Raw genomic sequence first — 23,280 nt, forward strand, 5'->3', positions numbered from 1 at the left:
AGGAAACATGACGACGTTCGACGCCATCGCCACGCAGACCGTCCGCAAGGCGGCCCATCTCGAGCCGGGCTTCGTGCACAAGGCTGACGTCGAGGTGGCGGCGCGCAAGCTGGCGGCTCGCAAGAAGAAGCCGAACATCCTGATCTATCTGATGGACGATGTCGGCTGGGGCGACTTCGGCTGCTACGGCGGCGGCGTGGCCGTGGGCGCGCCGACTCCCAACTTCGACAAGATCGCGCGCGGCGGCCTGCAGCTCACCTCCTGCTATTCCGAACCCTCCTGCTCGCCCTCGCGCGCCACGCTGCACACCGGCCGTGTGCCCAACCGCCACGGCCTGCACCGGCCGCCGATGTACGGCGAGCCCGGCGGCCTGCAGGGCGAGATCACCCTGCCGATGCTGCTGAGCCAGGCCGGCTACACGACCCAGGCGGTCGGCAAGTGGCATCTGGGGGAGAACGTCGAAAGCCAGCCGCAGCATGTCGGCTACGACGATTTCTACGGCTTCCTCTCCGTGTCCGACATGTACACGGAATGGCGCGACCCGCATTTCTTTCCCGAGATCGTCTATTCGGCGGCGCGCACAGAGTGGATCAAGAACATGCCCTTCAACCGCTGCTTCGTGCACGCGAAGAAGGGCGAGGAGCTGACCAACGTCGAGGAGGTGACCATCCCGGTCCTCTCGGAGCTCGACGAGAAGTGGTGCAGGTATTCCGAGGCGTTCATCGAGAAGCAGGCCAAGTCCGACAAGCCGTGGCTGCTCTACCACTGCACGCGCGGCGCGCACTTCGACAATTATCCGGGTGAAAAGTATCTCGGCAAGTCGCCGGCGAAGCACCCTTACAAGGACACGCTGCTGGAACTGGACGAGATCATGGGTCGCCTCGTCGAGGCGCTGCGCAAGTCGGGCCAGCTCGAGGACACGCTGATCTTCATCTCGTCCGACAACGGTCCGCATATGGAGACATGGCCGGACGCCGCCTTCACGCCGTTCCGCTGCGCCAAGGGCTCGACCTGGGAGGGCGGCGTGCGCGTTCCCGGCCTGATGTACTGGCCGGGCACGATCGAGGCCGGCCGCCAGAGCGATGGTCTGTTCGACTTCAACGACATCGTGCCGACGGCGCTCGGCCTCGCCGGGGCCTCGGACCTTCTGCCGTCGGATCGCTACATCGACGGCGTCGACCAGACCTCGTTCCTGCTGGCGCCCGACGGCCTGTCGAACCGCAAGTACCATTACTACTGGCTGAGCCAGACCTTCTCCGGCCTGCGCTGCGGCGAATACAAGATGGTGCTGTCGGCCACGAGCGACGATGCGACGGACGCGTTCGGCACGGGCGGCTTCACCGGCGTGCTGGAGCGCTACGCCTATCCGAAGCTGTTCAATCTCTATCTGGACCCGAAAGAGCAGCACAACTACCTGACGCGCAAGCTCGCCTACGTCGAGGCGTTCCAGCTCGGCATGCGCGGCCATCTCGGCACCTTCAGGAAGTTCCCGGCCAAGCAGGTGATGGGCATCAACGTGGCGGACAAGCGCGAATAGAAACTGCGCGCACTGTCCCGTGCCGCTACCAGGGCACCGGATCGCCGCGGTGATCGAAGAAGCCACCGCTGCTGCCCGGGCCAAGGCCCTCGATCGTGTCGAGCAGGCGGGCGGCTGCCTCCTCCGGCGTCTGGACGTCGAGGCCGGCCTTCACGAACGGCGCCGAGAGAGGCGTCGACACCGTCCCGGGATGGAGCGCGACGCAGATCGCCGCCGGCTGTCGCCGGCCGAGTTCGATGCTGGCCGTCCGGACGAACTGGTTCAGCGCCGCCTTGGAGGCGCGATAGCTGTACCACCCGCCCAGCCGGTTATCGCCGATGCTGCCGACCCTGGCCGACAGGGTGGCGAATACAGAGCGGCCCTGGCGCGGCAGCAGCGGCAGGAAGTGCTTCATCAACAGCGCCGGGCCGATCGCGTTGACGGCAAAGGCCCTCGCCATGTGCGCGGGGTCGAGATCGCGCCAACTCTTCTCCGGTGCCATGCCGTCGCCATGGAGCAATCCGCTCGCGTCGATAAGAAGACGAAGCTCGCCCCCAAGACCCGTCACATGGCGCGCGGCTGCGGCCATGCTTTCCTCGTCCGTGAGATCGAGCGCGGGCGAGATTCCGCGCCCCAGCGCAAGCACGGTAGAAAAGCACGACTGCAATGAAAGGCGCCTGTACAAGGCCCCGCCGATTCCGCCCGACGCACCGACAACGATGGCGATGCCCCCCGGCGGGATCGCCTCGGACACATCATTAACGGAGTGCGGGCTCATGCCCCGGTCGCTTCGCGATCGGCGCGCGCCGCGCCACCGGACTGCGGCTCCCCGGTACCGGATTCTCTACGGTAGGCTTCCACGAGCAGACGGCCCAGCGGGCTGAATGGCGGCTTGAAGTCGAGCGTCTTGCCCAGGCGCTCCTCGACAATGGAGAGCATCCGCCTCGCATAGCCACGCCGCCGAAACGGCGGGCCGACGAAAAGATACTCGATCGCCCCGCACTCATCGTACCGGCAATAGCCGATGGTCGTATTCGCATCGGCGATCGTGATGATGCCGTCGGCATGGTTGATCCGGGGCTCCATTCTCAGGCTGCCGTACGAACGCTCGATCCGCGAACTCCCCGCGCTAGCCGCCCCACACGTCGTCGTAGCGGGCAGTGCCGTCCTTCAGCGGGAAATGACGGTAGGTGCGATAGGCGGAAGTCATCGCGGCCTGCTGGAAGACGAGACCCGTGATGATGACGCCGGCCGCGACGAGCACATGGAACACGATCAGTTCGCCGTACCAGATCCATGCTCCGGCGCTGAGGCAGAAGATGTTGGTCCACATGACGCTGAGGAACAGCATCAGCTGGAAGCGCTGGGCCGCCGGCAGCGTCCGAAGCGGGTTGACGCTGGAGTCCATGACGGCGCGATAGACTGAATTCATTCTTTGCTCCCGGTGGACACTGAACCAATTACGCGCCGGGAGCCGCGACGGATCACGCATGCGACATCGCAGCTCTGTCCCGCGGAAGGACTTGTCGTCAATCACCTGCGCAACCACCTGTCGGGCAACCGACCGCGGCGTCGGTCTGGAGCCCTCATGACACTGGCAAACCTGCTCTTCGTGCTCGTCCTTGTTTCCGCATTCGCAACCCTGTTGGTCATGTTCGCCGGCGTGCTCTCGATGGCGCGCGAAGATGCCGACGCGCCGGCCGGCGCACGCCTTGGCAACCGCCTGATGGCGTGGCGCGTCCGGCTACAGTTGGTCACCGTCCTGCTGATACCGCTGTGGTACCTCGCCAGCCGCGACTGACGGAGTGGCAAGATCGTCCGAGGCCTGAACGACGACCGGGATCGGGCGGTCCAGGCAATATCACCCAGGCCCGCCCCGAGGGCGGGCCTAGTTGCGCCCCTCGATCAGGCCACGGCAGACGACCTGTGCCTGGATCTCCGCCGCGCCCTCGAAGATGTTGAGGATGCGCGCATCGCACAGGACGCGACTGACGGGATACTCCATCGCGTAGCCGTTGCCGCCGTGGATCTGCAGCGCGTTGTCGGCATTGCTCCAGGCGACGCGCGCGGCGAGTAGCTTGGCCATGCCCGCCTCGATGTCGCAGCGCCGGTCGGAGTCCTTCTCGCGCGCGGCGAAGTAGGTGAGCTGGCGGGCGATCATGGTCTCGACCGCCATCCAGGCGATCTTCCCGGCGACGCGCGGAAAGGCGTAGAGCGGCTTGGCGAACTGGATGCGCTCCTTGGCATACCGCAGGCCGAGTTCGAGCGCGTTCTGCGCCACACCGACGGCGCGGGCGGCGGTCTGGATGCGCGCGCTCTCGAAGGTCGCCATGAGCTGCTTGAAGCCCTGGCCCTCCTTCTCGCCCAGCAGATTGGCGGCCGGCACCTCGAACCCATCGAAGCCGATCTCGTATTCCTTCATGCCGCGATAGCCGAGGACTTTGATCTCGCCGCCACTCATGCCCTTGGCGGGGAACGGCTCGGTGTCGGTGCCGCGCGGCTTCTCGGCGAGGAACATCGACAGGCCCTGATAACCGGGCTTGGAGGCATCGCTGCGCGCCAGCAGGGTCATGATGTCGGCACGCGCTGCATGGGTGATCCATGTCTTGTTGCCGTTGATCCTGTAGGTGTCGCCGTCAAGCACGGCGCGCGTGCGCAGGCTGGCGAGATCGGAACCCGTATTGGGCTCGGTGAACACCGCCGTCGGCAGCAGCTCGCCCGACGCGATGCGCGAGAGGTACTTCTTCTTCTGCGCCTCGGTGCCGCCGGAGCGGATCAGCTCGGCCGCGATCTCCGAGCGCGTGCCGAGCGAGCCGACGCCGATATAGCCGCGCGACAGTTCTTCGGTGACGACGCACATCGCGAGCTTGCCCATGCCCAGCCCGCCCCATTCCTCGGGCACCGTGAGACCGAACACGCCGAGATCGGCCATCTGCTGCACCACCGGCAGCGGGATGAGTTCGTCGCGCAGATGCCAGCCGTGGGCGTGCGGCGCCACCTCGGTATCGACGAAGCGGCGGAACTGGCGGCGCACCTCCTCCAGTGCCTCGTCGCCCAGTTCGAGCGAACCGAAGCCGCCGGTGTCGAGACCGTCGGCGATCAGCTCGGCGATGCGGCCGCGCACCGCCGCGGTATTGGCCGCGATCAGCTTTGCGACGGCCGGAGTCTCGAGCGCGGCGCCGTCGAGGCCGAGGTCGCCGGGTCGCACGATCTCGACCTGGCTGATGGCGATGCCGCCCTTCAGCTGCGCGAGATACTCGCCATAGGCCGACTGGAGGATGAGCTTCTCGAGTTCCCCGCCGGCCCCCGCTTCGGCCCATCGCCGCATCTGACGCAGGGCCGCGACATAGGTCGCGATCCAGGCGTAGCCGTGCGAGGCGAACTGCTCGCGTTCCAGCAGCTTGGGATCAACCTTGCCCTGCGGCGCCACAAGGCCGCGCACCGCTTCGCGCGCGGCGGTCTCATGCCGTTCGGCCGCGGCCTCGGCGTCTGCGCACAGGGAGAAAAGGTCTGGGAGGATCAAGGACATGGCGGACTCGACATCATCTCCTCCCCCGTCACACGGGGGAGGTGCCCCGGAGGGGCGGAGGGGGAAAGAAACAGACCGGATCGGGGCTCGCCCCCTCCGGCGCGGCGCCTTCACAGGCGCCTGAGGCGACCTCCCCCGCGGGACCGGGGGAGGCAAGAGTCTTAGTCTTCCAGCGCGTCCTCGAGGGTGCGCAGGCCGGGGCGCTTGGCCGAAACGAGCACCGCCATGTTTCCGGGCTTGTGCTGGTTCTTCCACATCTTGGTATGGGCCTTGGGAATGTCGGCCCATTCGAAGACTTCGCTCATGCACGGATCGATGCGGCGCTCGATCACCAGCTGGTTGGCCTGGCTGGCCTGCAGCAGATTGGCGAAGTGGCTGCCCTGGATGCGCTTCTGGCGCATCCAGACGAAACGCGCGTCCATGGTGAGGTTGAAGCCCGTGGTGCCGGCGCAGAACACCACCATGCCGCCGCGCTTCACGACGAAGCAGGAGACCGGGAAGGTCTGCTCGCCGGGATGCTCGAACACGAAGTCGACGTCGTTGCCCTTGCCGGTGTGTTCCCAGATCGCGCCGCCGAACTTGCGGCACTTCTTCATGTATTCGGCATAGCCCGCCTGGTCGTCGACGTCGGGAAGCTGGCCCCAGCAGTCGAAGTCGTTGCGGTTGATGACGCCGCGTGCGCCCAGCGACATCACGAAGTCCGTCTTCGACGGATCGGAGATCACGCCGATGGCGTTGGCGCCGGCCGTGGCGATCAACTGGATCGCCATCGAGCCCAGGCCGCCCGCCGCGCCCCAGACCAGCACGTTGTGGCCGGGCCGCAGGATGTGCGGGCGATGGCCGAACAGCATGCGATAGGCGGTGGCGAGGGTGAGCGTGTAGGAGGCGCTCTCCTCCCAGGTGAGATGCAGCGGGCGCTTCATGAGCTGGCGCGCCTGCACCTTGCAGAACTGGGCGAACGACCCATCGGGCGTCTCGTAGCCCCAGATGCGCTGGCTGGTGGAGAACATCGGATCGCCGCCGTTGCACTCCTCGTCGTCGCCATCGTCCTGGTTACAGTGGATGACGACTTCGTCTCCGACCTTCCAGCGCTTCACCTTGGCGCCGACCGCCCAGACGATTCCCGAGGCGTCCGAGCCCGCGATGTGGAACGGCTGCTTGTGCACGTCGAACGGCGAGATCGGCAGGCCGAGGCCCGCCCAGATGCCGTTGTAGTTCACGCCGGCTGCCATCACGAGGACGAGCACCTCATCCTCGCCGATCGCGTGCGTCGGCACGACTTCGAGCTGCATGGACTGTTCGGGCGGCCCATGGCGGTCGCGCCGGATGACCCAGGCGTACATGTTCTTGGGCACATGCCCGAGCGGCGGAATCTCGCCGACCTCGTAGAGATCCTTCTTCGGCTGGTTGGCCGTGGGATGAGGGCGAGCCGCGAAAGCGACGACGGACATGGCAAATCCTCCTGCGTTGCAGCGAAACTATTGCTGCGAAAGCGAGAGTGCAATGCACAAAATACGAATCGGAACGATTGGCACAGTGGAAAAACAACAATATTACCCCTGCCCTGCGGAAATCCCGCATTGCCGGCTCCCAAAAGTCGCGCCACGCTCGGCAAGTAAACGAGCGTTTACCAAGCAGGTCGAGTTTAGGGAGAGCGCGCCATGAAGCTCATGTGGTTCCACCTGATGCCGTACACGGAGCTCCCGGACGACTTCAATCAGAAGCATCCCTCGGTCTGGGTCGACATCCACTCGTCGTTGTTCGACCCCAGGCGCGCGCACCACATGTACAACGACTTCATGGACGAGCTCGAATACGCCGCCGAACTCGGCTACGACGCGGTCTGCGTGAACGAGCATCATTCCAATGGCTACGGGCTGATGCCCTCGCCCAACCTGATCGCCTCCTCGCTCGCGCGCCGCACCACCGACACCGCGCTCTGCGTCATGGGCAACTCGCTGGCGCTCTACAATCCGCCGACCCGCGTCGCGGAGGAATTCGCGATGATCGACTGCATCTCGGGCGGCCGGCTGATCGCCGGCTTCCCCGTCGGCTCGCCGATGGATACCTGTTACGCCTACGGCCAAAATCCGAGCCTGCTGCGCGAACGCTATCTCGAGGCGCATGACCTGGTGAAGCGCGCCTGGACCGAGAAGGACACCTTTGCCTTCAACGGCCGCTACAACCAGCAGCGTTACGTCAACATCTGGCCGCGGCCGATCCAGAACGATCCGCATCCGCCGATCTGGATCCCGGGCGGCGGCTCGGTCGAGACGTGGCGGTGGTGCGCGGAGATGGACTACGTCTACTGCTATCTCTCCTACTACGGCTACAAAGCCGGCCTGACGACGATGCAGGGTTTCTGGAACGAGATGGAGAAGCTCGGCAAGGACCGAAATCCGTACCGCGCGGGCTTCCTGCAGTTCGTCGGCGTCGCCGAGAGCCGCCAGCAGGCGCTCGATCTCTACACCGAGCCCGCCGAATACTTCTACGGCCGCTGCCTGCATGTCGATGCGCGCTTCGCGACGCCGCCCGGCTACACGACTGAAGCCACGCAGCGCGCTGGCATCCAGAGCATGGTGAGCAAGGCAGCCAACACGGCGAGCTACTCGAGCAAGCTCAGCCTCAAGGCCACCAACATGAAAGACATCGTCGACGGCGGATACGTCATCATCGGCTCGCCCGACGAGGTGGTAGAACAGATCCGCCACGTCGCCACGAGCCTCAACGTAGGACACCTCATGCTGCTGCTGCAGTACGGCAACATGAGCAAGGACACGACCAAGTACAACACGCGCCTGTTCGCCGAGAAGGTGATGCCGAAGGTCAAGGACCTGTTCGGCGAGTGGGAGGACAAGTGGTGGCCCAAGCCGATGGACAAGGGCCAACGCGCGGCCATCCCCGCCTTCCGTCCCCACGCCGCGGCCGCGGAGTAAGCTCGTGTCCCAACCTGCGACCGCGACCGTCGAGGTCAACGGCCACGCCTGCCGCGTCTGGACCAAGGGCCAGGGCCCCAAGGTCGGCTTCCTCGCCGGTCTGGGCGGCTTGCCGCGCTGGGTCCCCTTCCTCGACCGGCTGGCCGAGAGCCGGACGGTCGTCGCCCCGTCCCTGCCAGGCTATCCAGGCGCGACCGGCCATACCGAACTCGACACGCATCTCGACTGGGTGCTGGCGGTGCGCCAGCTGCTCGACAAGGCGGGTCTCGGCGGCGCCGACCTCGTGGGCGCCTCGGTCGGCGGCGCCTTCGCGGCCGAAATGGCGGCGATCTTCCCCGAGCGTGTGGGTAGGCTTGCGCTGATCGCCCCCTTCGGTCTGTTCGACGACAAGGAGCCCGCCGCCGATCCGTGGGCCCAGCGCAAGGACGTGCTGCCCGGCCTGATGTGTGCCGAGGCGGCGACCTGGAACGAACTCGTCGCCCCGCCGGAAGGCGCCAATTCGGTGGAATGGCCGATCGAGATGACCCGGGCCTCGGAAGCTGCCGCCCGCGCCTTCTGGCCGCTTGGCAACACCAGGCTGGAGAAGCGGCTGGGCCTGATCGAGGCGCCGACGCTGATCCTGTGGGGCGATCGGGACGCCATCCTGCCGCCGGTCTATGCCGGCACGTTCGCGCGGGCGATCAAGGGGGCAGCGCGTGTCGAGACCATCGCGAATGCGGGTCATCTCGCCTATCTCGACCGGCCCGAGGCCGTCGCGAACGCCGTGCTGAAACATTTTGCCTGAGCGGCTCACGCCCTTGGTGGTTGCTTCGGCGGTTCGGATCGCTATTGTCCGGCGCGTTAGGGGTTTTGCGAGGTACACGGCAATGACGATCCGTTCGATGAAGATGACCGCTGGCGTCTCCCTGTTCGCGGCGGTCCTGGCGGTCGGCACGAGCCTGCCGGAGCGGCAGGCGTCGGCCCAGGTGACGGCGGTGCCGCGCGAGGGCGTGGCCTTCAACGACGTGGTCACGCAGCGGGTCAAGATCGAGACGGCCGATCCGGAGAGCCGCACCGTGGCGTTCACGACGCCGACCGGCCAGCTCGTGATCCTGCCGGTGGCCGACAGTGTGAAGAACTTGGCGTCGATTGACGACGGCTCGATGGCGAACGTCACCTATTCCGAGGTGATCACCATGCTAAACCTCCGCCAGAAAGGCCCGGGCGCACAGCTCGCCCGCAAGGACCAGATGGGCCAGACGAACCAGACCGACGTCGAGGCCGGCCGCTTCACGCTCACGGTCGTCGGCGTCGATCTCGCCAAGAATACCGTCTCGGTGATCGACGGCCGCGGCGGCCCGGTCCGCACCTATGCCGCCAACTCGATCGCCAAGCAGGACATGCTGAAGAAGATCAAGGTCGGCGATGTCGTGATCGGCATGACCACGCCGCTCACGATCACGGCGATCTCGCCGGCGCGCTAGACGCTCCGGACCGAAGTCCAGACGGCCGGCATTCGCCGGCCGTTTTTTTTGGCCGCTCGTTGGCCCGGCACCGTCAGCGAACGGCGACTTCCTCCCAGAAGCCGATCCAGTGATCGACCGGCTTCATCTTCTCCTGGGGCGCCTCGTAGGACCAGGCCGCGCGAGGGCTTCGCGCCTCGCCTTCGACGACATCGTAGAACTGGACGCCATGCGGGCATTTCAGATCGCCGCCCGTCTTCGGCGAGAGGCTGAGAAGCTCCATCCTGACGGCGTCGCGCGGAAAGTAACGGTAGCCGTCCACCTCGAGCGTGCGATCGCTCTCGGCGATCACCTTGCCGCGCCAGATCGCCTTCATGACGAGCCTCCTCGCATCAGTACTGGTCGCGCCGCCGTACCCACTCCATCGTGAACGAAAGTCCATCTTCGTCGCGGCCCTTCGACGTCAGGTCGAGCAGGTGGTAGGCGCCATTCAGCATGTCAACGCCGCGCGCGTACGTCGAGTAGGTACGATAGATCGCGCCATCCTCGCCCCGCCGGAAGGCAGTGAACCCCGGCATCTCGCCCGGCCCCACCGTCATCGTTCCGAAATTGTAAGGCATCTCCGACTCGCCGGGCCGCGAACTCACGCCATAGTCGAAGTTGAAGTCGCTTCCGCCGGATGACACCCAACGAAAGGTCCAGCCCATCCGCTTGCGATAGGCCTCGAGCGTGGTCAGCGGCGCTCGCGAGACGGCGACCAATGCCGTGTCGCGGTGCGCGAGATGGACGTCGATGCCGTTGAAGTTGTCGGCCCAGAACGAGCAGCTCTTGCAGGCCTCGGTCCAGTCCGGGCCAAACATCAGGTGGTAGACCAGAAGTTGCCCGTGGCCGCCGAACAGGTCGGCAAGGCCCGCGGGTCCCTCCGCTGTATCGAACGAGTAGTCCTTCTCGACCCGCTCCCAGGGCAACTCGCGGCGCTGGCGCGACAGCTCGTCCCGCAGGCGCGTGAACTCCTTCTCCCGGGCCAGGAACTCGCGGCTCGCCGCCAGCCAGGCCTCGTGGGATACGACGGGGTGCATGGTCATGGCGCACCTCGCAGGAGCGTCTCCAGCTTGCCAAACGAGCCGTCCCAGCCCTCGCGATGGCAGCGGAAGTCCTCGGTGTCGGCGAACGGGCCGTGGATCAGGGTGAGCTGGGTCCGATTGCCCAGAGAGCGAAACTCGACCCGCACCGTCGTCTCGTGGCCCCGCGCGCCCGCGAAATCGCCGTCGGCATGGTGTGCCCATGTGAAGACGAGCCGTTCCGGCGGAACGACATCGAGATAGACGCCCGATGAGGAGAAAACTCCCTGGGCATTGCGCCCGTCGATGCGCCAGGCACCGCCGCGTCGAACGTCGATCTCGCACAGCGTGATCTCCACCCCGGGCGGGCACATCCATCGGACGAACTGATCCTTACGGGTCCAGGCCTCGAACACGCGGTCGCGAGACGCATCGAAGATGCGGCTGACGTGCAGCGTGTCACTATCGATCCTTGCGTCGGGCATTCGGCTTTCCTTTCTTCGTCTTCGGGTCGGTGTCCTTCAGGAAGGCATCGAGCCGGTCGAAGCTCGCCTCCCAGAACCTGCGGTAGTGCTCGATCCAGTCCGCCGCGGCGCGCAGCCCCTCCCCGCGCAGTTCGCAGCGACGCCATTGCGCCTCGGTATGACGTTCGATCAGCCCGGCATCGGTCAGCACCTTGAGGTGACGCGATACCGCCGGCAGCGACATGTCGAAGGGTTCGGCAAGCTCGCCGACGGTGGCGCCGCCGGCCGCGAGCCTCGCCAGGATGGCGCGGCGGGTGGGATCGGCGAGGGCCGAGAAGGTCTGGGAGAGGACATCCATATTTAACATGTATGTTAAATACAGATGATCGTCAAGCCATCTGCTCCGGTCATTACCTGCCGCGTCATCGACCTCACGACCTTCCAAGCGCATTTCAGGCACATCCCGAAAGGAGGACCGTCATGAACCGCCGAACCCTGATCGCTTCCCTGGCCGCAAGCTCGTTGACCACCGCTTCGGCCTCGGACGCGGCCGATGGATTCGTCGACACGCCCGATGGACAGGAAATCGCCGTCCGCGACACCGGCACCGGAACGCCCATCGTCTTCCTGCATGGCTGGTCGCTGGCAGGGGCGATCTGGCAACCTCAGGTCGACTTCCTCGCAGCCCGCGGACACCGCGTCGTCGTGTACGACCGACGGGGACATGGACGCTCGACCAAACCGCAAAGCGGATACGACTTCGACACACTCGCCGACGATCTCGCAGCGGTCCTGGCGCGAACCGGGGTGACGAACGCGACGCTGGTCGGCCATTCGATGGCGGGCGGCGAGATCGCGCGCTACTTCGCGCGACATGGCGGCAAGCACATCGCGCGCACCGTGTTCGTTGCCCCGACGACGCCCTATGCACTGAAGACGGCAGACAACCCCGAGGGGACCGACCGGCGTGTCTTCGATCAACTCGCCGCCGCCCTCGCGGCCGATTCTAAAGCCTATCTGGCGGCCGGCGCGCCCGGCCTGCTCGGAAAGGACGCGGCACCCGAGACGGTGAAGTGGGCGCTCGACATGGCGTACCAGGCCGATCCCCGGGCGCTCGAGAAATGCCTGCGCAGCTTCAGCGAAACCGACTTCCGGTCCGACCTGCGCGCGCTCCAGGTGCCGACACTGGTCGTCTACGGCTCCGGCGATCTGCCGTCGATGGCGAGCAACGCGCGGCGCACCGGGGCCGCGATTGCCGGGAGTCGTGTCGAAGTCTATGAAGGCGCACCCCACGGGCTTTTCATCACCGACCGCGAGCGCTTCGACGACGACCTGCTCCGGTTCATCCGGAGCTGAAGCGTATGGAATCGATCTACCGCGTCGAAGGCGCCATCGCCGATACGAGCGCCTTCGCCGGCGGGCCGTGGAGCCCGAAACTGCAGCATGGGGCGGCGCCGTCGTCGCTGATCTGCTGGGCGGTCGAACGCCTTCCCTCGCCCGTGCCCATGCGCATCGCGCGCCTCACCGTCGACCTGATGCGACCGGTGCCGGTGGCACCGCTCGCCATCGAGACCGAGATCGTCCGCGAGGGCCGCAAGATCCAGCTCGTGTCGGTGCGGCTGCTTGCCGACCGTGAGGAGGTCGTGCGAGCCAGCGCACTGCGCATCCGCATCGATCCGAAGGAGATGCCCGCCATCGCCGGCGGGCCGCCCCTGGAATTGCCACAGCCGGAGCATTGCAGCCCGCCCGATTTCTTCGCGACCGAGACGCCCTTCCTGAAAGGCATCGAGATGCGCACGGCCAAGGGCGGCTTCCGGATCCCCGGTCCCGCCGCGGTCTGGTATCGCGCCACACGGCCGATCGTTGAAGGCACGGCGATCTCCCCGCTGATGCGCGCGGTCATCGCGGCGGACTTCTGCAACGGCACCTCGTCGGTGTTCGACATGAAGGACTGGACCTTCATCAACGCCGACCTCAGCGTCAGCCTCGGGCGCGAGCCTGTCGGTGAGTGGATCCTTCTCGACGCCGAGACCTGGGTGGGACCCGACTCGGTGGGCATCGCCGCCGCGCGACTGGCCGACGCCAACGGCTATTTCGGCCGCGCCGTACAGAGCGTCATATTCGAGAAGCGCAGAGAGAGGACACCATGCTGATCGTGCTTGCCGATGCGCGGTTCGATCCCGCCTAGACGGACGACGTCGTCGCCATCGCACGTCCGATGATCGAGGCTTCGCGTGCCGAAGCCGGCTGCGCCGGCTACGACTATGCGTTCGACATGCTCGAGCCGGGCCTGATGCGCGTGCGCGAATGGTGGAAGGACGAGCAGGCGCTGAAGGACCATTTTGCGACGCCGCACATGGCCGTCTTCCTCAAGGCGCTGCGCGACCTGAAGCCGAAGTCGGTCACGATCAGATGCCACGAGCTCGGCCCGGAGCGACCGATGCCGAACGCATAGTCCAAAACGTTTCTGAACCGAGCGTGCCGCCGAGCCTCTGAAGGCGGCGCCGCCAGCTGGCGCATGGGAATGCGCCTACCCCCGCTTCCAGCTCGTACCCTTCGGCCCGTCCTCGAGGATCACGCCCTTCGCCTTGAGATCGTCGCGGATGCGATCGGACTCCTTGAAGTCCTTGGCCTTGCGCGCCGACTGACGCGCCGCGATGGCGGCCTCGATATCGGCATCGGATGGGCCCTCGGCGGCCGACGCCGGCATCCAGCGAAACCACGCCTCGGGATCCTGCTGCAGCAGCCCGAGCGCCAAGCCGCCCGCCTTCAGCTCCGACGGATCGCGCAACTGGTGCAACGCGCTGATGGCCAGCGGCGTGTTGAGATCGTCCGACAGCGCGTCCTCGACCGAAGCCGGGCTCGGCTTCTCCTCCAGCGTCTTGCCTCGCAGCAACCCGTACCAGCGATCGAGCGTGCCCTTGGCCTGGGCCAGGCCTTCCTGCGTGAAGTCGAGCGGCTGACGGTACTGCGCCGACAGCAGCAGCAGCCGGATCACCTCGCCGGGATACTGGTCGAGCAGCTCGTGCACGGTGAAGAAGTTGCCGAGCGACTTGCTCATCTTCTCCCCGGAGATGTTCAGGAAGCCATTGTGCATCCAGTACTTCGCCATGATGGCGTGACCGAAGGCGCTGCGGCTCTGCGCGATCTCGTTTTCGTGGTGCGGGAAGATGAGGTCGAGGCCCCCGGCGTGGATGTCGAAGGTCTCGCCGAGCAGTGCGCCGCTCATGGCAGAGCACTCGATGTGCCAGCCCGGACGGCCGCGGCCCCACGGGCTCGGCCAGCCCGCCTGGGCGTCCGTCGAGGGCTTCCACAGCACGAAGTCGGCGGGATCCTTCTTGTAGGGCGCGACCTCGACCCGGGCGCCCGCGATCAACTCGTCATGCGAGCGGCGCGACAGGCGGCCATAGTCTTCCATGCTCGGCACGTCGAACAGGACGTGTCCCTCGGCCTCATAGGCGTGGCCACGCGCGATCAGCCGCTCGATGAGGGCGATCATCTCGCCGACATACTTGGTAGCGCGCGGTTCGACATCGGGCGCGAGCGCCCCGAGGCGGCTCATGTCGCTCTGGTAGGCGGTCGCCGTACGCTCGGTCAGCGCGTCGATCGACTCCTTGTTCTCGGCGGCGCGTACCATGATCTTGTCGTCGATGTCCGTGATGTTGCGGACATAGGTGACCTTCGGATGGCGCCGCTTCAGCAGTCGGTAGAGCACGTCGAACACGACGACCGGCCGCGCATTGCCGATATGGACGTAGTCGTAGACCGTCGGGCCGCAGACGTAGAGGCGGACATGCGACGGATCGAGCGGCACGAACGGCTCTTTTTCGCGCGACAGCGTGTTGTAAACGACGAGGGACATCGCCCCTTCTCCCGACTCAAATACGAACGAAGGCTACAGGACCCTGGCGGGCCTCAGGCCTCGATACATCGCGCGATGCGCGCGGCGGGAAGAAAGATCTGCGACATGATCCCAATCTATACGATGGGTTCCTGCTGCGCAATTCGCGGCCCGTGGCAACACTTTCCAGGTCACATGCGGAAGCCCGGCGGGGCCGGGCGCATAACGGACGATCGGCAGGTCAGCCGGCGAAATCGTGGCGTGGCCTCGGGTAGGACCTTGGCGGCCAGTCGTTGGCGGGTCAGGCCTGCTCCGCTAGTCTTGCGGCAATTGCGGAGGAAACGAACGACGATGCGCACCGAAAGTATCGAGTACCGCGCCGATGGCGTCCGCATGATCGGCCAGTATGTGGTCGACGACAGCAAGCCCGGGCGTCGTGGCGGAGTCCTCGTCTGCCACGAGGGTCCGGGCCTCACCGACCATACGAAGAAGATCGCGGCGCGCCTCGCAGCCCTCGGCTATGCGGCCTTCGCCATGGACTATCACGGCGACGGCAAGCCGCTTGCAGATCCCAGCCAGACCATGGCGCGGCTGCAGCCCTGGATGGCCGATCCGACAGGCATCCGCAGCCGTGCCCGGGCGGCGCTGGATGTACTGAAGGAGCAGAAGGAGGTTGATCCCGCGCGGCTCGCCGCCATCGGATACTGCTTCGGCGGCACCACCGCGCTGGAGATCGCGCGCAGCGGCGCCGACGTGAAGGCGGTCGTCGGTTTTCATTCCGGCCTCGCGACGGCGCGGCCGCAGGATGCGGTGAACATCAAGGCCAGGGTGCTGGTCTGCATCGGTGCGGACGATCCGATCATTCCTCCCGAGCAGCGCGCTGCCTTCGAAGCCGAGATGAAGAGCGGGGGCGTCGACTGGCGGCTGCAGCTCTATGGCGGCGCCGGCCACAGCTTCACCAACCCGGCCGCCGATTCGCGCGGCATGAGGGGGTTCTTCTACCACGCGGCCACCGATCGCCGCTCGTGGAATGCCATGATCGAGTTGTTCGACGAGACACTGAACTAGGCTTCGGAAAAACAAGGGAGGAAACGAAATGAAGCGCCGTCAACTGATCGTCCCCGGAGCGGCCGCGCTGGTCGCCCCGTCCATCGCCCGCGCGCAGGGCAAGTTCCCCGACAGGCCGATCCGCTTCGTCATCCCGTTCGCGCCGGCCGGCCCCACCGACATCATCGGTCGCATGGCGGCGGAGAAGCTCAGCGCCATCCTGGGCCAGCAGGTCATCGTCGACAACAAGGCGGGTGCTGCCGGCTCGATCGGCGCGGTCGACGTGAAGAACGCCAAGCCCGACGGCTACACCTTGCTGTGCGCGCCCTCCTCCACGCACGCCATCAATCCGACGGCCTTCGTGAAGCCGGCCTACGACGCCGTGAAGGACTTCACACCCATCGCGTCGATCTGCGTCAATCCGCTGGTCCTCGTTGCGCGCATGGACATGCCGGACACGGTGATGGGCCTGGTCGAATTGATGAAGAAGAACCCCGGCAAGTATTCGTACGGGTCATCGGGGGCGGGCTCGATCATCAACCTGGCCGGCGAGTACTTCAAACGCGAGGTCGGGGGCATGGACGTCGAGCACATCCCCTACAAAGGGTCGGCACCGGCGCTGCAGGACATGATGGCGGGCCAGACCGCCTGGATGTTCGAGACATTCAGCACGACGCTTCAGCTTCACAAGGCCGGCAAGGTTCGCATCCTGGCCTACGCCTACTCCAAGCGCGCGCCCGTCGCGCCCGAAATTCCAACGATGATCGAGGCCGGCGTGAAGGGCTACGAGGCCTATACCTTCAATCTCATCCTTGGCCCGGCAAACGTGCCGCAACCCGTCGTTGACGTCCTCGACCAGGCGGCGCGCCGGGTGATGAAGGATCCGGCCACCATCAAGTTCCTGGAAGACATCGCCGCCGTGCCGACGACCGACACCACGCCTCAACTCACGGCGAAGTTCATCAACGACGAGATCGCGAAATGGGCGCCGGTGATCCGGGCCGCCGGGATCAGGATCGAATAGAGCCCGCTCAGCGATACCCCGCCGGGGGCGGCACGTTCGCGGGCGCCGGTGCGATCGGCGCCTGCTGCGGCATCTGGGCCGGCGTCGGCAGGTTCATGCTGTTCGGACCGGTCGAGATACCGTCCGTCGACGCCACGCGGCCCGGGGCATTCGCCCCGGTGTTGCTGATGTAATAACCGGCGACTGCGTTGGAATTGTCGCCCGCGGTCTTGGCGGGCACATCGATGATACCGACGCGGGCACCGCTCTTGTCGATCCGGTAGCCCTCGGGATCCATTGCAAAGCCCTCATTGTCGACCCGAAGTCCGCCTGGCTGCACCCGATACGCGGGCGGCGGCGTGGTCTCGCTATACAGCGGCTGGGGCAGCGGGTCGCAGGCTGCGAGAAGCGACACACCAAGCGCCGCACCCACCAAAGCTCTCGCAGCCATCAAACCCCCTCATGGTGTGGTCGACTGCGGGCTGATGATGTTGCCGTTGCGGTCGAGCCGGTTTCCCTGGCCATCATAGCGGAAACCATACTCGTCGCGGAAGGCCTCAACGCCTGCCGGCGGGGTGGGCTGATAGGCGACCGGCGGGGTGCTGTAGGTAGTGGTCGAGACGGTCGTGGCCGGTCCGTAATAGGTCGGGGCTGCCGGGGCGGTCTGATAGTAGGTCGTGGTCTGGGAGGGGTAATAGACGCTCCCCGGTGCCGGAACCGGCGTCACGGCGGCCTGGTCGCGGTAGCGCCGGGCATCGATCTCTCGGCCCACACAGCGATCGTACATCGTGCTGCCGGGCGTGAGCCCGTAGGAATAGCAGGCGTTCCGGGCGTCGGCGTCGAGGCTGGCGACCGTGTACCCGACGGGGACCCGCCCCTGGGCACGGGCCGCGGCTTCCCGCGAGACGCAGCGATTGTAGTTGTCCGTGCCCGCGCGGAAACCATAGTCCAGGCAGGCCTGCTCAGAACTGCTCACCGGATAGGCACGAGCGGTGCGGGTTTCGTAGGTAGTGCTGCTACAGGCGGCGGCCGAGAGGCCCAAGGCGGCCACGGCCAGGATCTTCGAAGCGCTCATGAGGATGTCCTCCAGGTAAATTCCTGGGGGCCAGAACGGGAAACAGCGCCGCGGGTTGCAGGTTGCCTGCGCGATCAGGCCCGCTGCTTGATCACCCCGTCGCGCAATTCGCGGCGCAGGATCTTGCCGACATTCGTCTTGGGAAGCTCCTGGCGGAACTCGATGACCTTCGGCCGCTTGTAGCCCGTCAGCTCATCGTGACAGTAGGCCATCAGCGCTTCCTGCGTGAGCGCAGGATCCTTCCGGACCACGAACAACATCACGGCCTCACCGGAATTCTTGTCCGGCACCCCGATGGCGGCGCATTCCAGCACGCCCGGATGCGCCGCCACGACCGCCTCGACCTCGTTGGGATAGACGTTGAAGCCGGACACGAGGATCATATCCTTCTTGCGATCCACGATCTTCGTGTACCCGCGCGCATCCATGATGCCGACGTCACCCGACTTGAAGAAGCCGTCGGGAGTCATGACCTTCGCGGTCTCCTCCGGCTGCTGCCAGTAATCGCGCATGACCTGCGGCCCGCGAATCGCGATCTCCCCGGCCTGCCCCAGGGGCACATCCTGGCCGCCATCGTCGAGGATGCGGATCTCGACGTTGGGCAGCGGCAGGCCGATCGTACCGGTATAGGCTTCCGAATCGGTCGGATTGCAGGTCACTCCTGCAGACGTTTCGCTGAGCCCGTAGCCTTCACAGATAGGACAGCCGGTGACCGCGAGCCACTTTTTCGCGACGGCCTCCTGCACCGCCATGCCGCCGCCGTTGGAGATGACCAGCTCGGAGAAGTCGAGCTTCGCGAAGTCGGCGTTGTTGGCCAGACCGTTGAACAGCGTGTTCACCGCCGGGAAGATGTTGATCCGGTACTTGGCCAGCTCCTTGACCGTGCCCGCGAGATCGCGCGGGTTGGGAATCAGGATATTGAGCGCGCCGGTGCGCATGCCGAGCAGGCCGCAGGTGACGAAGGCGAAGACATGGTAGAGCGGCAGAGCGCAGACGATGGTGGTCTGGCCGCTGATCTTCCGGCGGTTGAGGCCCGGCTGCATCCACGCTTCTGACGCCAGCAGGTTGGCGACAAGCGTGCGATGAAGCAGGGTCGCGCCCTTCGAGACCCCCGTCGTGCCGCCGGTGTATTGCAGTACCGCGACGTCGTCGGGGCCGAGCTGCGGCTTCGCGAGCGTCAGCCGGCGACCCGCGCTCACGGCGTCGTTGAACGTGACATGGCCCGGCAGCGACCAGGCCGGTACCATCTTACGCACGTTGCGGACGACGAAGTTGACGATCAGTCCCTTGGGGAAGCCCAGCAGGTCGCCCATCGACGCCACCACGACATGCTTGACGCCGGTCTCCGCGACGACGTGCTGCAGGGTCGTCGCGAAGTTCTCGAGGATGACGATGGCTTCCGCGCCGGAATCCTTCAGCGGTGCTCGAGTTCGCGCGCCGTGTAGAGCGGATTGACGTTCACGGCGATGAAGCCCGCGCGCAGGACGGCCGCCACGGCGACCGGATACTGCAGCACGTTCGGCATCATGATGGCCACGCGCGCGCCGCGCTTCAGGCCCCTGCCCTGCAGCCACGCGCCCAGCGCCTGCGACAGTGAATCGATCTCGCCGAAGGTCAGGGCCTTGTCCATGCAGACATAGGCCTTGCGATCGCGATACTTCGAGAAACTCTCCTCGAACAGGGTCACGACGCTGGCATAGGCGGTCGGATCGATGTCCGACGGCACGCCCGGCGGATAATTCTTGAGCCAGAAGCGGTCCATGTCGTTCCTCCCAGAACGTCGTTGAACGCACTATACCGTCGGCGCACGAAAAAAGGCCCGTCCTCGCGGACGGGCCTTCGAACTCGAAGCCTGGGGCAGTTTAGGCCGCAGTCTTGGTGAACTTCTCGATGCGCTCCTGCACGGGGCGGACGACGTCGTCGGCCGACTTGCGGACGAACGCGCCGAGGTCCTGCGCCTGGGCGATGCGGGTCTCGAGACGGCCGCGCCAGTACTTGGCCGAGACGTCGAACGCCTCGAGCGGCGACTTGGCCGAGAGGAAGTCACGCATGGCGGCGAAGCCGGCGTCGGCGTCTTCCTTGGCGACGTCGAGGAGCTTGAGGCTGGCCTTGGTGGCGCCATCACGAACCTGGGCGTACTGGGTGTTCAGCTCCTCCGAGGCGCTCTGCGCGGCCTGGCTGATCTTCTCGAAGCCCTCGGTGGCCTTGCGGACGCCGATCTGGGCGAACTCGCGGACGCGCTCGCCGGCGGCCTTGGTGGTCTCGTTGGCGTGCTCGATGACGTTCTCGATGGCAGCGGTCTGGGTGGTCATGGCGTAAGGTCCTGCAATTGGTTGGTGTGGTAACAAATGGCGATGGGGCGTATATGGGATCGCCATTGTGCGTTGCAACATAAATTTGTGCGCTGCGGCGAAGAAAATTGATAATGATTATATATCAATAACTTAGAAGGATGCCCCCTCCGGCGGCTCTTGCCTTACCGGGACCGGACGGAGGACAAATTGTCCAACGACAAGCAAGGCGGACCACGGGGAGGACGCCAATGGACCTGCAGCAGCTTTCCGGAATCGATGCCTCGTTTCTGTATCTGGAAACGCCCGAGACGCCCATGCATGTGGCGGGCCTCACCTACTTCGAATTGCCGCCCGGCTTCGAGGGCAGCTTCTACCAGCACTTCCGGAAGTTCTTCGAAAGCCGGTTGCACACGATCCCGATCTTCTCGAAGCGTCTGGCGCCCTCCCTCTACGATCTCGACCATCCCGGCTGGGTCGACGAGGCCACGATCGATCTCGACTACCATCTGCGTGAGACGGCGCTGCCGTCGCCGGGCACGGAGGAGCAACTCGAGGAGGTGATCTCGCGGCTTCACGCCAACACGCTCGATCGCAGCCGCCCGCTCTGGCAGTTCTACGTGATCACCGGCCTCGCGAACGGCCAGGGCGTGCTCTATTCCAAGGTCCATCATGCCGCGATCGACGGCGGCGCGGGCATGGCGATCAACAAGGCGCTCTACGATGTGAGTGCGACGCCGCGCGACGTGGCCCCGCCGCCGCCGAAGCCGGCGGGCGCCGCCTCGGCCCCGAGCTCGCCAACGGCCGTCGATCCCATCAAGGGCATGGCCGACATCATGGGCAACATGATGCGCCAGCAGCTGAAGATGCTGCAGGCCGCCCCCGACATCATGAACTCGATGGCCAGTGCCTTCCTCGGCAAGCCCGGCGAAATGCCCAAGGCACTCAGCACCCTGCAGAGCCTCGCCAGCCAGCTTCCGACGCTCAGTGCGCCGAAGACGCCGTTCAATGCCACCATCACGCGCGAGCGCAGCTACGCAGCGCGCACGATCTCGCTGAACGACGCCAAGGCGATCGCCAAGGCGGGCGGCGCCAAGCTGAACGACGTGGTGATGGCGGTGTGCAGCGGCGCGCTGCGGCGCTACCTGCAGGAGAAGGGCCAGCTTCCCGACAAGCCGCTGATCGCCGGCGTGCCCATCAGCCTGCGCGAGCCGGGCGACACGCGGCAGAACAACCAGGTCTCCGGGATGCTTTGCCAACTCGCCACCGAGATCGCCGATCCGGCGGAGCGGCTGCGCGCCATCGTGAAGTCCTCGACCGAGTCCAAGCAGATTGCCGGCACGTTCCGCGATGCCGTGCCGCAGGATTTCGCCTTCGTGGGGGCGCCTATCTTGCTGCAGCTCGTGATGCTTGTGTACGGACGCAGCGGCCTGGCCGACAAGCTCCCGATGCCGATGAACGTCACCATCTCCAACGTACCCGGCCCGCCGATGCCGCTCTATTGCGCCGGCGCCAAGGTGACGGCGCTGCATCCCGTTTCGATCCCCGCGCACGGTGCGGCACTCAACATTACCGTGCAGAGCTACATGGATGCGCTGAACTTCGGCCTGACCGCCGACCGGCGCGCGGTGCCGGACGTGGCGCGGCTGGGAGACTATCTTGTCGAGGCCACCGACGAGCTGAAGCGGGCGGTCATTTCAGGTTGAAAGTCGCAATTCGCGTTCCGATATGTGAGATTCACGGCGCAACAAAGGAGCCCTCATGACGGCTGTCGCCCAAGATTTGCGTCCCCCCTCGCGTACGCTGCTGTTCCTCGAGGGACGCGCCCTGCAGGAACTCGGCGCCTTCATGATGCTGCGGCCGTGGCTCTCGGCCGCGCCTCGCGGCGACGGCCATCCCGTCCTGGTCCTGCCCGGCCTGCTCGCCAGCGACCTGTCGACGCGGCCACTGCGCTCGTTCCTCAAGGGTCAGGGCTATGCCGCACACGGCTGGAAGCAGGGACGCAATCTCGGCCTGCGCTCCGGCATCGAAGAGGGCATGCTGGAGCGGGTCGAGGAACTCTACGAGCGCTATGGCCAACGCAGGATCAGCCTCGTCGGCTGGAGCCTGGGCGGCATCTACGCCCGCCAGATCGCGAAGATGGTCCCCGACAAGGTGCGTTCGGTGATCAGCCTCGGGAGCCCGTTTGCCGGCAGCCCGAAGGCGACGAACGCGTGGCGCGTCTACGAGTTCGCCTCGGGCCAGAGCGTCGAGGCCAGCGAACACAAGATGGCCGGCGGGCTCGCAATGCCGCCGCCGGTGCCGACGACGTCGGTGTTCAGCCGCACCGACGGAATCTGCGCCTGGCAGACCTGCATCAACGAGGAAAGCGAGCAGGTCGAGAACATCGAGGTCTACGGCAGCCACTGCGGGCTCGGCCACCATCCGGCCGCCGTCTATGCGGTCGCCGATCGCCTCGCCCAGCCCGAAGGCCAATGGAAGAAGTTCGACCGCTCCGGCTGGAAGAGCCTGGTCTTCCCGGACTGGCGGCGGGGCTGAAGAACCCGCAGCTTCAATGGGAGCGCGTCACTCTAGTGGCGCTCGTGTCCTGGCTATCGACGAAGTTTAAGCGCCGCCGGAGTGGCGTGCTTCCGTGAGAAAGTCTTACGACTTCTTTTCGACGGTCGCGCGGATTTCCTCGTAGGATTCCTTCATCCGCTCCTGGACGATCTTGAAGGCCTCGGTGCTGGACTTCTGGACCAGCTCGGCGATGTCCTTCGTGTTGGCGATGGCGGCCTCCATCGCCTTCTTGGCGAACTCGGTCTGCTTCTCGATCACTTCCTGCGGGCTGCCGCCCGGCTTGTAGGACTTGGCCATCTCTGTGACGTCCTTCACCGCGGCCTCGAAGATCTCGCGCTGCTTGGCGGCGATCTCGCTCGCCCCGCCGGCCACCGCCTGCCAGGACCGCGTCATCGCGTCGAGGTTTTTCTGGTGGTGTTCCATGATCTTCGACACGTCGAAGGCTGGCACCTTGAGCTGCTCGCCAAGCTTCTTGAACATGTCCGTGAAGGGCTGCGTCGCATCGGCCATATGAAC

The 23,280-nt window shown here is 65.8% G+C and carries 25 protein-coding genes and 2 pseudogenes; 12 read left to right on the forward strand and 15 right to left on the reverse strand.

The features are described 5' to 3' along the window. Positions 1-7: 7 nt before the first annotated feature. A complete protein-coding gene (locus LJ725_RS05160) occupies positions 8-1,537 on the forward strand; it encodes an arylsulfatase (protein ID WP_230549538.1) in 1,530 nt (509 codons plus the stop codon). 25 nt (positions 1,538-1,562) lie between these two features. Here the strand turns inward: LJ725_RS05160 and LJ725_RS05165 are convergent, their stop codons facing one another. Genes LJ725_RS05165 through LJ725_RS05175 form a run of 3 tightly spaced genes read right to left on the reverse strand, consistent with a single transcriptional unit; the run spans position 1,563 to position 2,948 of the window. Beyond that, complete coding sequence (locus LJ725_RS05165) at positions 1,563-2,294, reverse strand: SDR family oxidoreductase (protein WP_230549539.1); 732 nt, start codon at positions 2,292-2,294, stop codon at positions 1,563-1,565. After that, on the reverse strand, positions 2,291-2,602 hold the full coding sequence (locus LJ725_RS05170) for a GNAT family N-acetyltransferase (protein ID WP_230549540.1): 312 nt from the start codon (positions 2,600-2,602) through the stop codon (positions 2,291-2,293). The genes LJ725_RS05165 and LJ725_RS05170 overlap by 4 nt, the downstream gene beginning before the upstream one ends. Positions 2,603-2,645: 43 nt before the next feature. Further along, positions 2,646-2,948: a hypothetical protein gene (locus LJ725_RS05175; RefSeq protein ID WP_230549541.1), complete on the reverse strand. Its 303-nt coding sequence runs from the start codon at positions 2,946-2,948 to the stop codon at positions 2,646-2,648. 156 nt (positions 2,949-3,104) lie between these two features. Here LJ725_RS05175 and LJ725_RS05180 point away from each other — a divergent pair, with 156 nt between their 5' ends. Then, positions 3,105-3,317 (forward strand): HIG1 domain-containing protein, encoded by a 213-nt coding sequence (locus LJ725_RS05180; RefSeq protein ID WP_230549542.1) that lies wholly within the window; start codon positions 3,105-3,107, stop codon positions 3,315-3,317. 87 nt (positions 3,318-3,404) lie between these two features. Here LJ725_RS05180 and LJ725_RS05185 read toward each other — a convergent pair whose 3' ends face one another. Continuing rightward, a complete protein-coding gene (locus LJ725_RS05185; RefSeq protein WP_230549543.1) occupies positions 3,405-5,045 on the reverse strand; it encodes an acyl-CoA dehydrogenase family protein in 1,641 nt (546 codons plus the stop codon). A gap of 161 nt (positions 5,046-5,206) precedes the next feature. Next, on the reverse strand, positions 5,207-6,496 hold the full coding sequence (ccrA, locus tag LJ725_RS05190) for a crotonyl-CoA carboxylase/reductase (RefSeq protein WP_230549544.1): 1,290 nt from the start codon (positions 6,494-6,496) through the stop codon (positions 5,207-5,209). A 210-nt stretch (positions 6,497-6,706) separates the two neighbouring features. Between ccrA and LJ725_RS05195 the strand changes: the two genes are divergently transcribed. The 3 genes from LJ725_RS05195 (at position 6,707) to LJ725_RS05205 (ending at position 9,444) form a co-directional block, all read left to right on the forward strand. Next, positions 6,707-7,981 (forward strand): LLM class flavin-dependent oxidoreductase, encoded by a 1,275-nt coding sequence (locus LJ725_RS05195; protein WP_230549545.1) that lies wholly within the window; start codon positions 6,707-6,709, stop codon positions 7,979-7,981. Positions 7,982-7,985: 4 nt separating this feature from the next. Continuing rightward, on the forward strand, positions 7,986-8,765 hold the full coding sequence (locus LJ725_RS05200) for an alpha/beta fold hydrolase (RefSeq protein WP_230549546.1): 780 nt from the start codon (positions 7,986-7,988) through the stop codon (positions 8,763-8,765). A gap of 97 nt (positions 8,766-8,862) precedes the next feature. Continuing rightward, the gene (locus LJ725_RS05205) at positions 8,863-9,444 is read left to right on the forward strand and encodes a hypothetical protein (protein WP_230549547.1); all 582 of its coding nucleotides are present in this window, start codon (positions 8,863-8,865) and stop codon (positions 9,442-9,444) included. Positions 9,445-9,517: 73 nt separating this feature from the next. Here LJ725_RS05205 and LJ725_RS05210 read toward each other — a convergent pair whose 3' ends face one another. The 4 genes from LJ725_RS05210 to LJ725_RS05225 are packed head-to-tail and all read right to left on the reverse strand — an operon-like array spanning position 9,518 to position 11,306. Next, on the reverse strand, positions 9,518-9,799 hold the full coding sequence (locus LJ725_RS05210) for a DUF427 domain-containing protein (protein ID WP_230549548.1): 282 nt from the start codon (positions 9,797-9,799) through the stop codon (positions 9,518-9,520). Between the two features lie 16 nt (positions 9,800-9,815). Next, positions 9,816-10,508, reverse strand: coding sequence for a DUF899 domain-containing protein (locus LJ725_RS05215; RefSeq protein WP_230549549.1), 693 nt, complete (start codon positions 10,506-10,508; stop codon positions 9,816-9,818). Further along, on the reverse strand, positions 10,505-10,969 hold the full coding sequence (locus LJ725_RS05220; protein WP_230549550.1) for an SRPBCC family protein: 465 nt from the start codon (positions 10,967-10,969) through the stop codon (positions 10,505-10,507). Before LJ725_RS05220 ends, LJ725_RS05215 begins: the two co-directional genes overlap by 4 nt. Beyond that, positions 10,947-11,306, reverse strand: a complete 360-nt coding sequence (locus LJ725_RS05225; RefSeq protein ID WP_230549704.1) for an ArsR/SmtB family transcription factor — start codon at positions 11,304-11,306, stop codon at positions 10,947-10,949. Before LJ725_RS05225 ends, LJ725_RS05220 begins: the two co-directional genes overlap by 23 nt. Before the next feature lie 122 nt (positions 11,307-11,428). Here LJ725_RS05225 and LJ725_RS05230 point away from each other — a divergent pair, with 122 nt between their 5' ends. From LJ725_RS05230 to LJ725_RS05240, 3 genes and pseudogenes are all read left to right on the forward strand, one after another. Further along, positions 11,429-12,304, forward strand: a complete 876-nt coding sequence (locus tag LJ725_RS05230) for an alpha/beta fold hydrolase (protein ID WP_230549551.1) — start codon at positions 11,429-11,431, stop codon at positions 12,302-12,304. 5 nt (positions 12,305-12,309) lie between these two features. Next, positions 12,310-13,101 carry a thioesterase family protein gene (locus LJ725_RS05235; protein WP_230549552.1) on the forward strand — a complete coding sequence of 264 codons (792 nt, stop codon included), beginning with the start codon at positions 12,310-12,312 and terminating at the stop codon, positions 13,099-13,101. 50 nt (positions 13,102-13,151) lie between these two features. Next, positions 13,152-13,403: pseudogene (locus LJ725_RS05240) on the forward strand (putative quinol monooxygenase); the annotation flags it as partial. 75 nt (positions 13,404-13,478) lie between these two features. Here the strand turns inward: LJ725_RS05240 and cysS are convergent. Continuing rightward, entirely contained in the window at positions 13,479-14,810 is a 1,332-nt protein-coding gene (gene cysS / locus LJ725_RS05245) for a cysteine--tRNA ligase (RefSeq protein WP_230549554.1), read from the reverse strand. Between the two features lie 330 nt (positions 14,811-15,140). Between cysS and LJ725_RS05250 the strand changes: the two genes are divergently transcribed. Beyond that, positions 15,141-15,857 carry a dienelactone hydrolase family protein gene (locus LJ725_RS05250; RefSeq protein ID WP_230549555.1) on the forward strand — a complete coding sequence of 239 codons (717 nt, stop codon included), beginning with the start codon at positions 15,141-15,143 and terminating at the stop codon, positions 15,855-15,857. Between the two features lie 28 nt (positions 15,858-15,885). Beyond that, the gene (locus LJ725_RS05255; RefSeq protein WP_230549556.1) at positions 15,886-16,860 is read left to right on the forward strand and encodes a Bug family tripartite tricarboxylate transporter substrate binding protein; all 975 of its coding nucleotides are present in this window, start codon (positions 15,886-15,888) and stop codon (positions 16,858-16,860) included. Positions 16,861-16,867: 7 nt separating this feature from the next. On the opposite strand, the gene LJ725_RS05260 is transcribed toward LJ725_RS05255, so the two are convergent. From LJ725_RS05260 to LJ725_RS05275, 4 genes and pseudogenes are all read right to left on the reverse strand, one after another. Beyond that, positions 16,868-17,290, reverse strand: coding sequence for a hypothetical protein (locus LJ725_RS05260; RefSeq protein ID WP_230549557.1), 423 nt, complete (start codon positions 17,288-17,290; stop codon positions 16,868-16,870). A gap of 9 nt (positions 17,291-17,299) precedes the next feature. Beyond that, on the reverse strand, positions 17,300-17,914 hold the full coding sequence (locus LJ725_RS05265; protein WP_230549558.1) for a hypothetical protein: 615 nt from the start codon (positions 17,912-17,914) through the stop codon (positions 17,300-17,302). Between the two features lie 74 nt (positions 17,915-17,988). Further along, a pseudogene (locus LJ725_RS05270) lies at positions 17,989-19,676 on the reverse strand (long-chain-fatty-acid--CoA ligase). Positions 19,677-19,776: 100 nt separating this feature from the next. After that, positions 19,777-20,226, reverse strand: coding sequence for a phasin family protein (locus tag LJ725_RS05275; RefSeq protein WP_230549559.1), 450 nt, complete (start codon positions 20,224-20,226; stop codon positions 19,777-19,779). Positions 20,227-20,456: 230 nt separating this feature from the next. Between LJ725_RS05275 and LJ725_RS05280 the strand changes: the two genes are divergently transcribed. Beyond that, complete coding sequence (locus LJ725_RS05280) at positions 20,457-21,911, forward strand: WS/DGAT/MGAT family O-acyltransferase (RefSeq protein ID WP_230549560.1); 1,455 nt, start codon at positions 20,457-20,459, stop codon at positions 21,909-21,911. Positions 21,912-21,966: 55 nt separating this feature from the next. Beyond that, positions 21,967-22,743 carry an esterase/lipase family protein gene (locus LJ725_RS05285; RefSeq protein ID WP_230549561.1) on the forward strand — a complete coding sequence of 259 codons (777 nt, stop codon included), beginning with the start codon at positions 21,967-21,969 and terminating at the stop codon, positions 22,741-22,743. 105 nt (positions 22,744-22,848) lie between these two features. On the opposite strand, the gene LJ725_RS05290 is transcribed toward LJ725_RS05285, so the two are convergent. Then, positions 22,849-23,274 (reverse strand): phasin family protein, encoded by a 426-nt coding sequence (locus tag LJ725_RS05290; RefSeq protein WP_230549562.1) that lies wholly within the window; start codon positions 23,272-23,274, stop codon positions 22,849-22,851. Positions 23,275-23,280 lie beyond the last annotated feature (6 nt).

The organism is Reyranella aquatilis (assembly GCF_020880995.1).
Lineage (GTDB): Bacteria > Pseudomonadota > Alphaproteobacteria > Reyranellales > Reyranellaceae > Reyranella > Reyranella aquatilis.

What these genes read in the sequence shown, in the direction of transcription:
- LJ725_RS05160 (WP_230549538.1), top strand. Translation starts at nt 8, where the DNA reads ATGACGACGTTCGACGCCATCGCCACGCAGACCGTCCGCAAGGCGGCC.
- LJ725_RS05165 (WP_230549539.1), bottom strand. Translation starts at nt 2,294, where the DNA reads ATGAGCCCGCACTCCGTTAATGATGTGTCCGAGGCGATCCCGCCGGGG.
- LJ725_RS05170 (WP_230549540.1), bottom strand. Translation starts at nt 2,602, where the DNA reads ATGGAGCCCCGGATCAACCATGCCGACGGCATCATCACGATCGCCGAT.
- LJ725_RS05175 (WP_230549541.1), bottom strand. Translation starts at nt 2,948, where the DNA reads ATGAATTCAGTCTATCGCGCCGTCATGGACTCCAGCGTCAACCCGCTT.
- LJ725_RS05180 (WP_230549542.1), top strand. Translation starts at nt 3,105, where the DNA reads ATGACACTGGCAAACCTGCTCTTCGTGCTCGTCCTTGTTTCCGCATTC.
- LJ725_RS05185 (WP_230549543.1), bottom strand. Translation starts at nt 5,045, where the DNA reads ATGTCCTTGATCCTCCCAGACCTTTTCTCCCTGTGCGCAGACGCCGAG.
- ccrA (WP_230549544.1), bottom strand. Translation starts at nt 6,496, where the DNA reads ATGTCCGTCGTCGCTTTCGCGGCTCGCCCTCATCCCACGGCCAACCAG.
- LJ725_RS05195 (WP_230549545.1), top strand. Translation starts at nt 6,707, where the DNA reads ATGAAGCTCATGTGGTTCCACCTGATGCCGTACACGGAGCTCCCGGAC.
- LJ725_RS05205 (WP_230549547.1), top strand. Translation starts at nt 8,863, where the DNA reads ATGAAGATGACCGCTGGCGTCTCCCTGTTCGCGGCGGTCCTGGCGGTC.
- LJ725_RS05210 (WP_230549548.1), bottom strand. Translation starts at nt 9,799, where the DNA reads ATGAAGGCGATCTGGCGCGGCAAGGTGATCGCCGAGAGCGATCGCACG.
- LJ725_RS05215 (WP_230549549.1), bottom strand. Translation starts at nt 10,508, where the DNA reads ATGACCATGCACCCCGTCGTATCCCACGAGGCCTGGCTGGCGGCGAGC.
- LJ725_RS05220 (WP_230549550.1), bottom strand. Translation starts at nt 10,969, where the DNA reads ATGCCCGACGCAAGGATCGATAGTGACACGCTGCACGTCAGCCGCATC.
- LJ725_RS05225 (WP_230549704.1), bottom strand. Translation starts at nt 11,306, where the DNA reads ATGGATGTCCTCTCCCAGACCTTCTCGGCCCTCGCCGATCCCACCCGC.
- LJ725_RS05230 (WP_230549551.1), top strand. Translation starts at nt 11,429, where the DNA reads ATGAACCGCCGAACCCTGATCGCTTCCCTGGCCGCAAGCTCGTTGACC.
- LJ725_RS05235 (WP_230549552.1), top strand. Translation starts at nt 12,310, where the DNA reads ATGGAATCGATCTACCGCGTCGAAGGCGCCATCGCCGATACGAGCGCC.
- cysS (WP_230549554.1), bottom strand. Translation starts at nt 14,810, where the DNA reads ATGTCCCTCGTCGTTTACAACACGCTGTCGCGCGAAAAAGAGCCGTTC.
- LJ725_RS05250 (WP_230549555.1), top strand. Translation starts at nt 15,141, where the DNA reads ATGCGCACCGAAAGTATCGAGTACCGCGCCGATGGCGTCCGCATGATC.
- LJ725_RS05255 (WP_230549556.1), top strand. Translation starts at nt 15,886, where the DNA reads ATGAAGCGCCGTCAACTGATCGTCCCCGGAGCGGCCGCGCTGGTCGCC.
- LJ725_RS05260 (WP_230549557.1), bottom strand. Translation starts at nt 17,290, where the DNA reads ATGGCTGCGAGAGCTTTGGTGGGTGCGGCGCTTGGTGTGTCGCTTCTC.
- LJ725_RS05265 (WP_230549558.1), bottom strand. Translation starts at nt 17,914, where the DNA reads ATGAGCGCTTCGAAGATCCTGGCCGTGGCCGCCTTGGGCCTCTCGGCC.
- LJ725_RS05275 (WP_230549559.1), bottom strand. Translation starts at nt 20,226, where the DNA reads ATGACCACCCAGACCGCTGCCATCGAGAACGTCATCGAGCACGCCAAC.
- LJ725_RS05280 (WP_230549560.1), top strand. Translation starts at nt 20,457, where the DNA reads ATGGACCTGCAGCAGCTTTCCGGAATCGATGCCTCGTTTCTGTATCTG.
- LJ725_RS05285 (WP_230549561.1), top strand. Translation starts at nt 21,967, where the DNA reads ATGACGGCTGTCGCCCAAGATTTGCGTCCCCCCTCGCGTACGCTGCTG.
- LJ725_RS05290 (WP_230549562.1), bottom strand. Translation starts at nt 23,274, where the DNA reads ATGGCCGATGCGACGCAGCCCTTCACGGACATGTTCAAGAAGCTTGGC.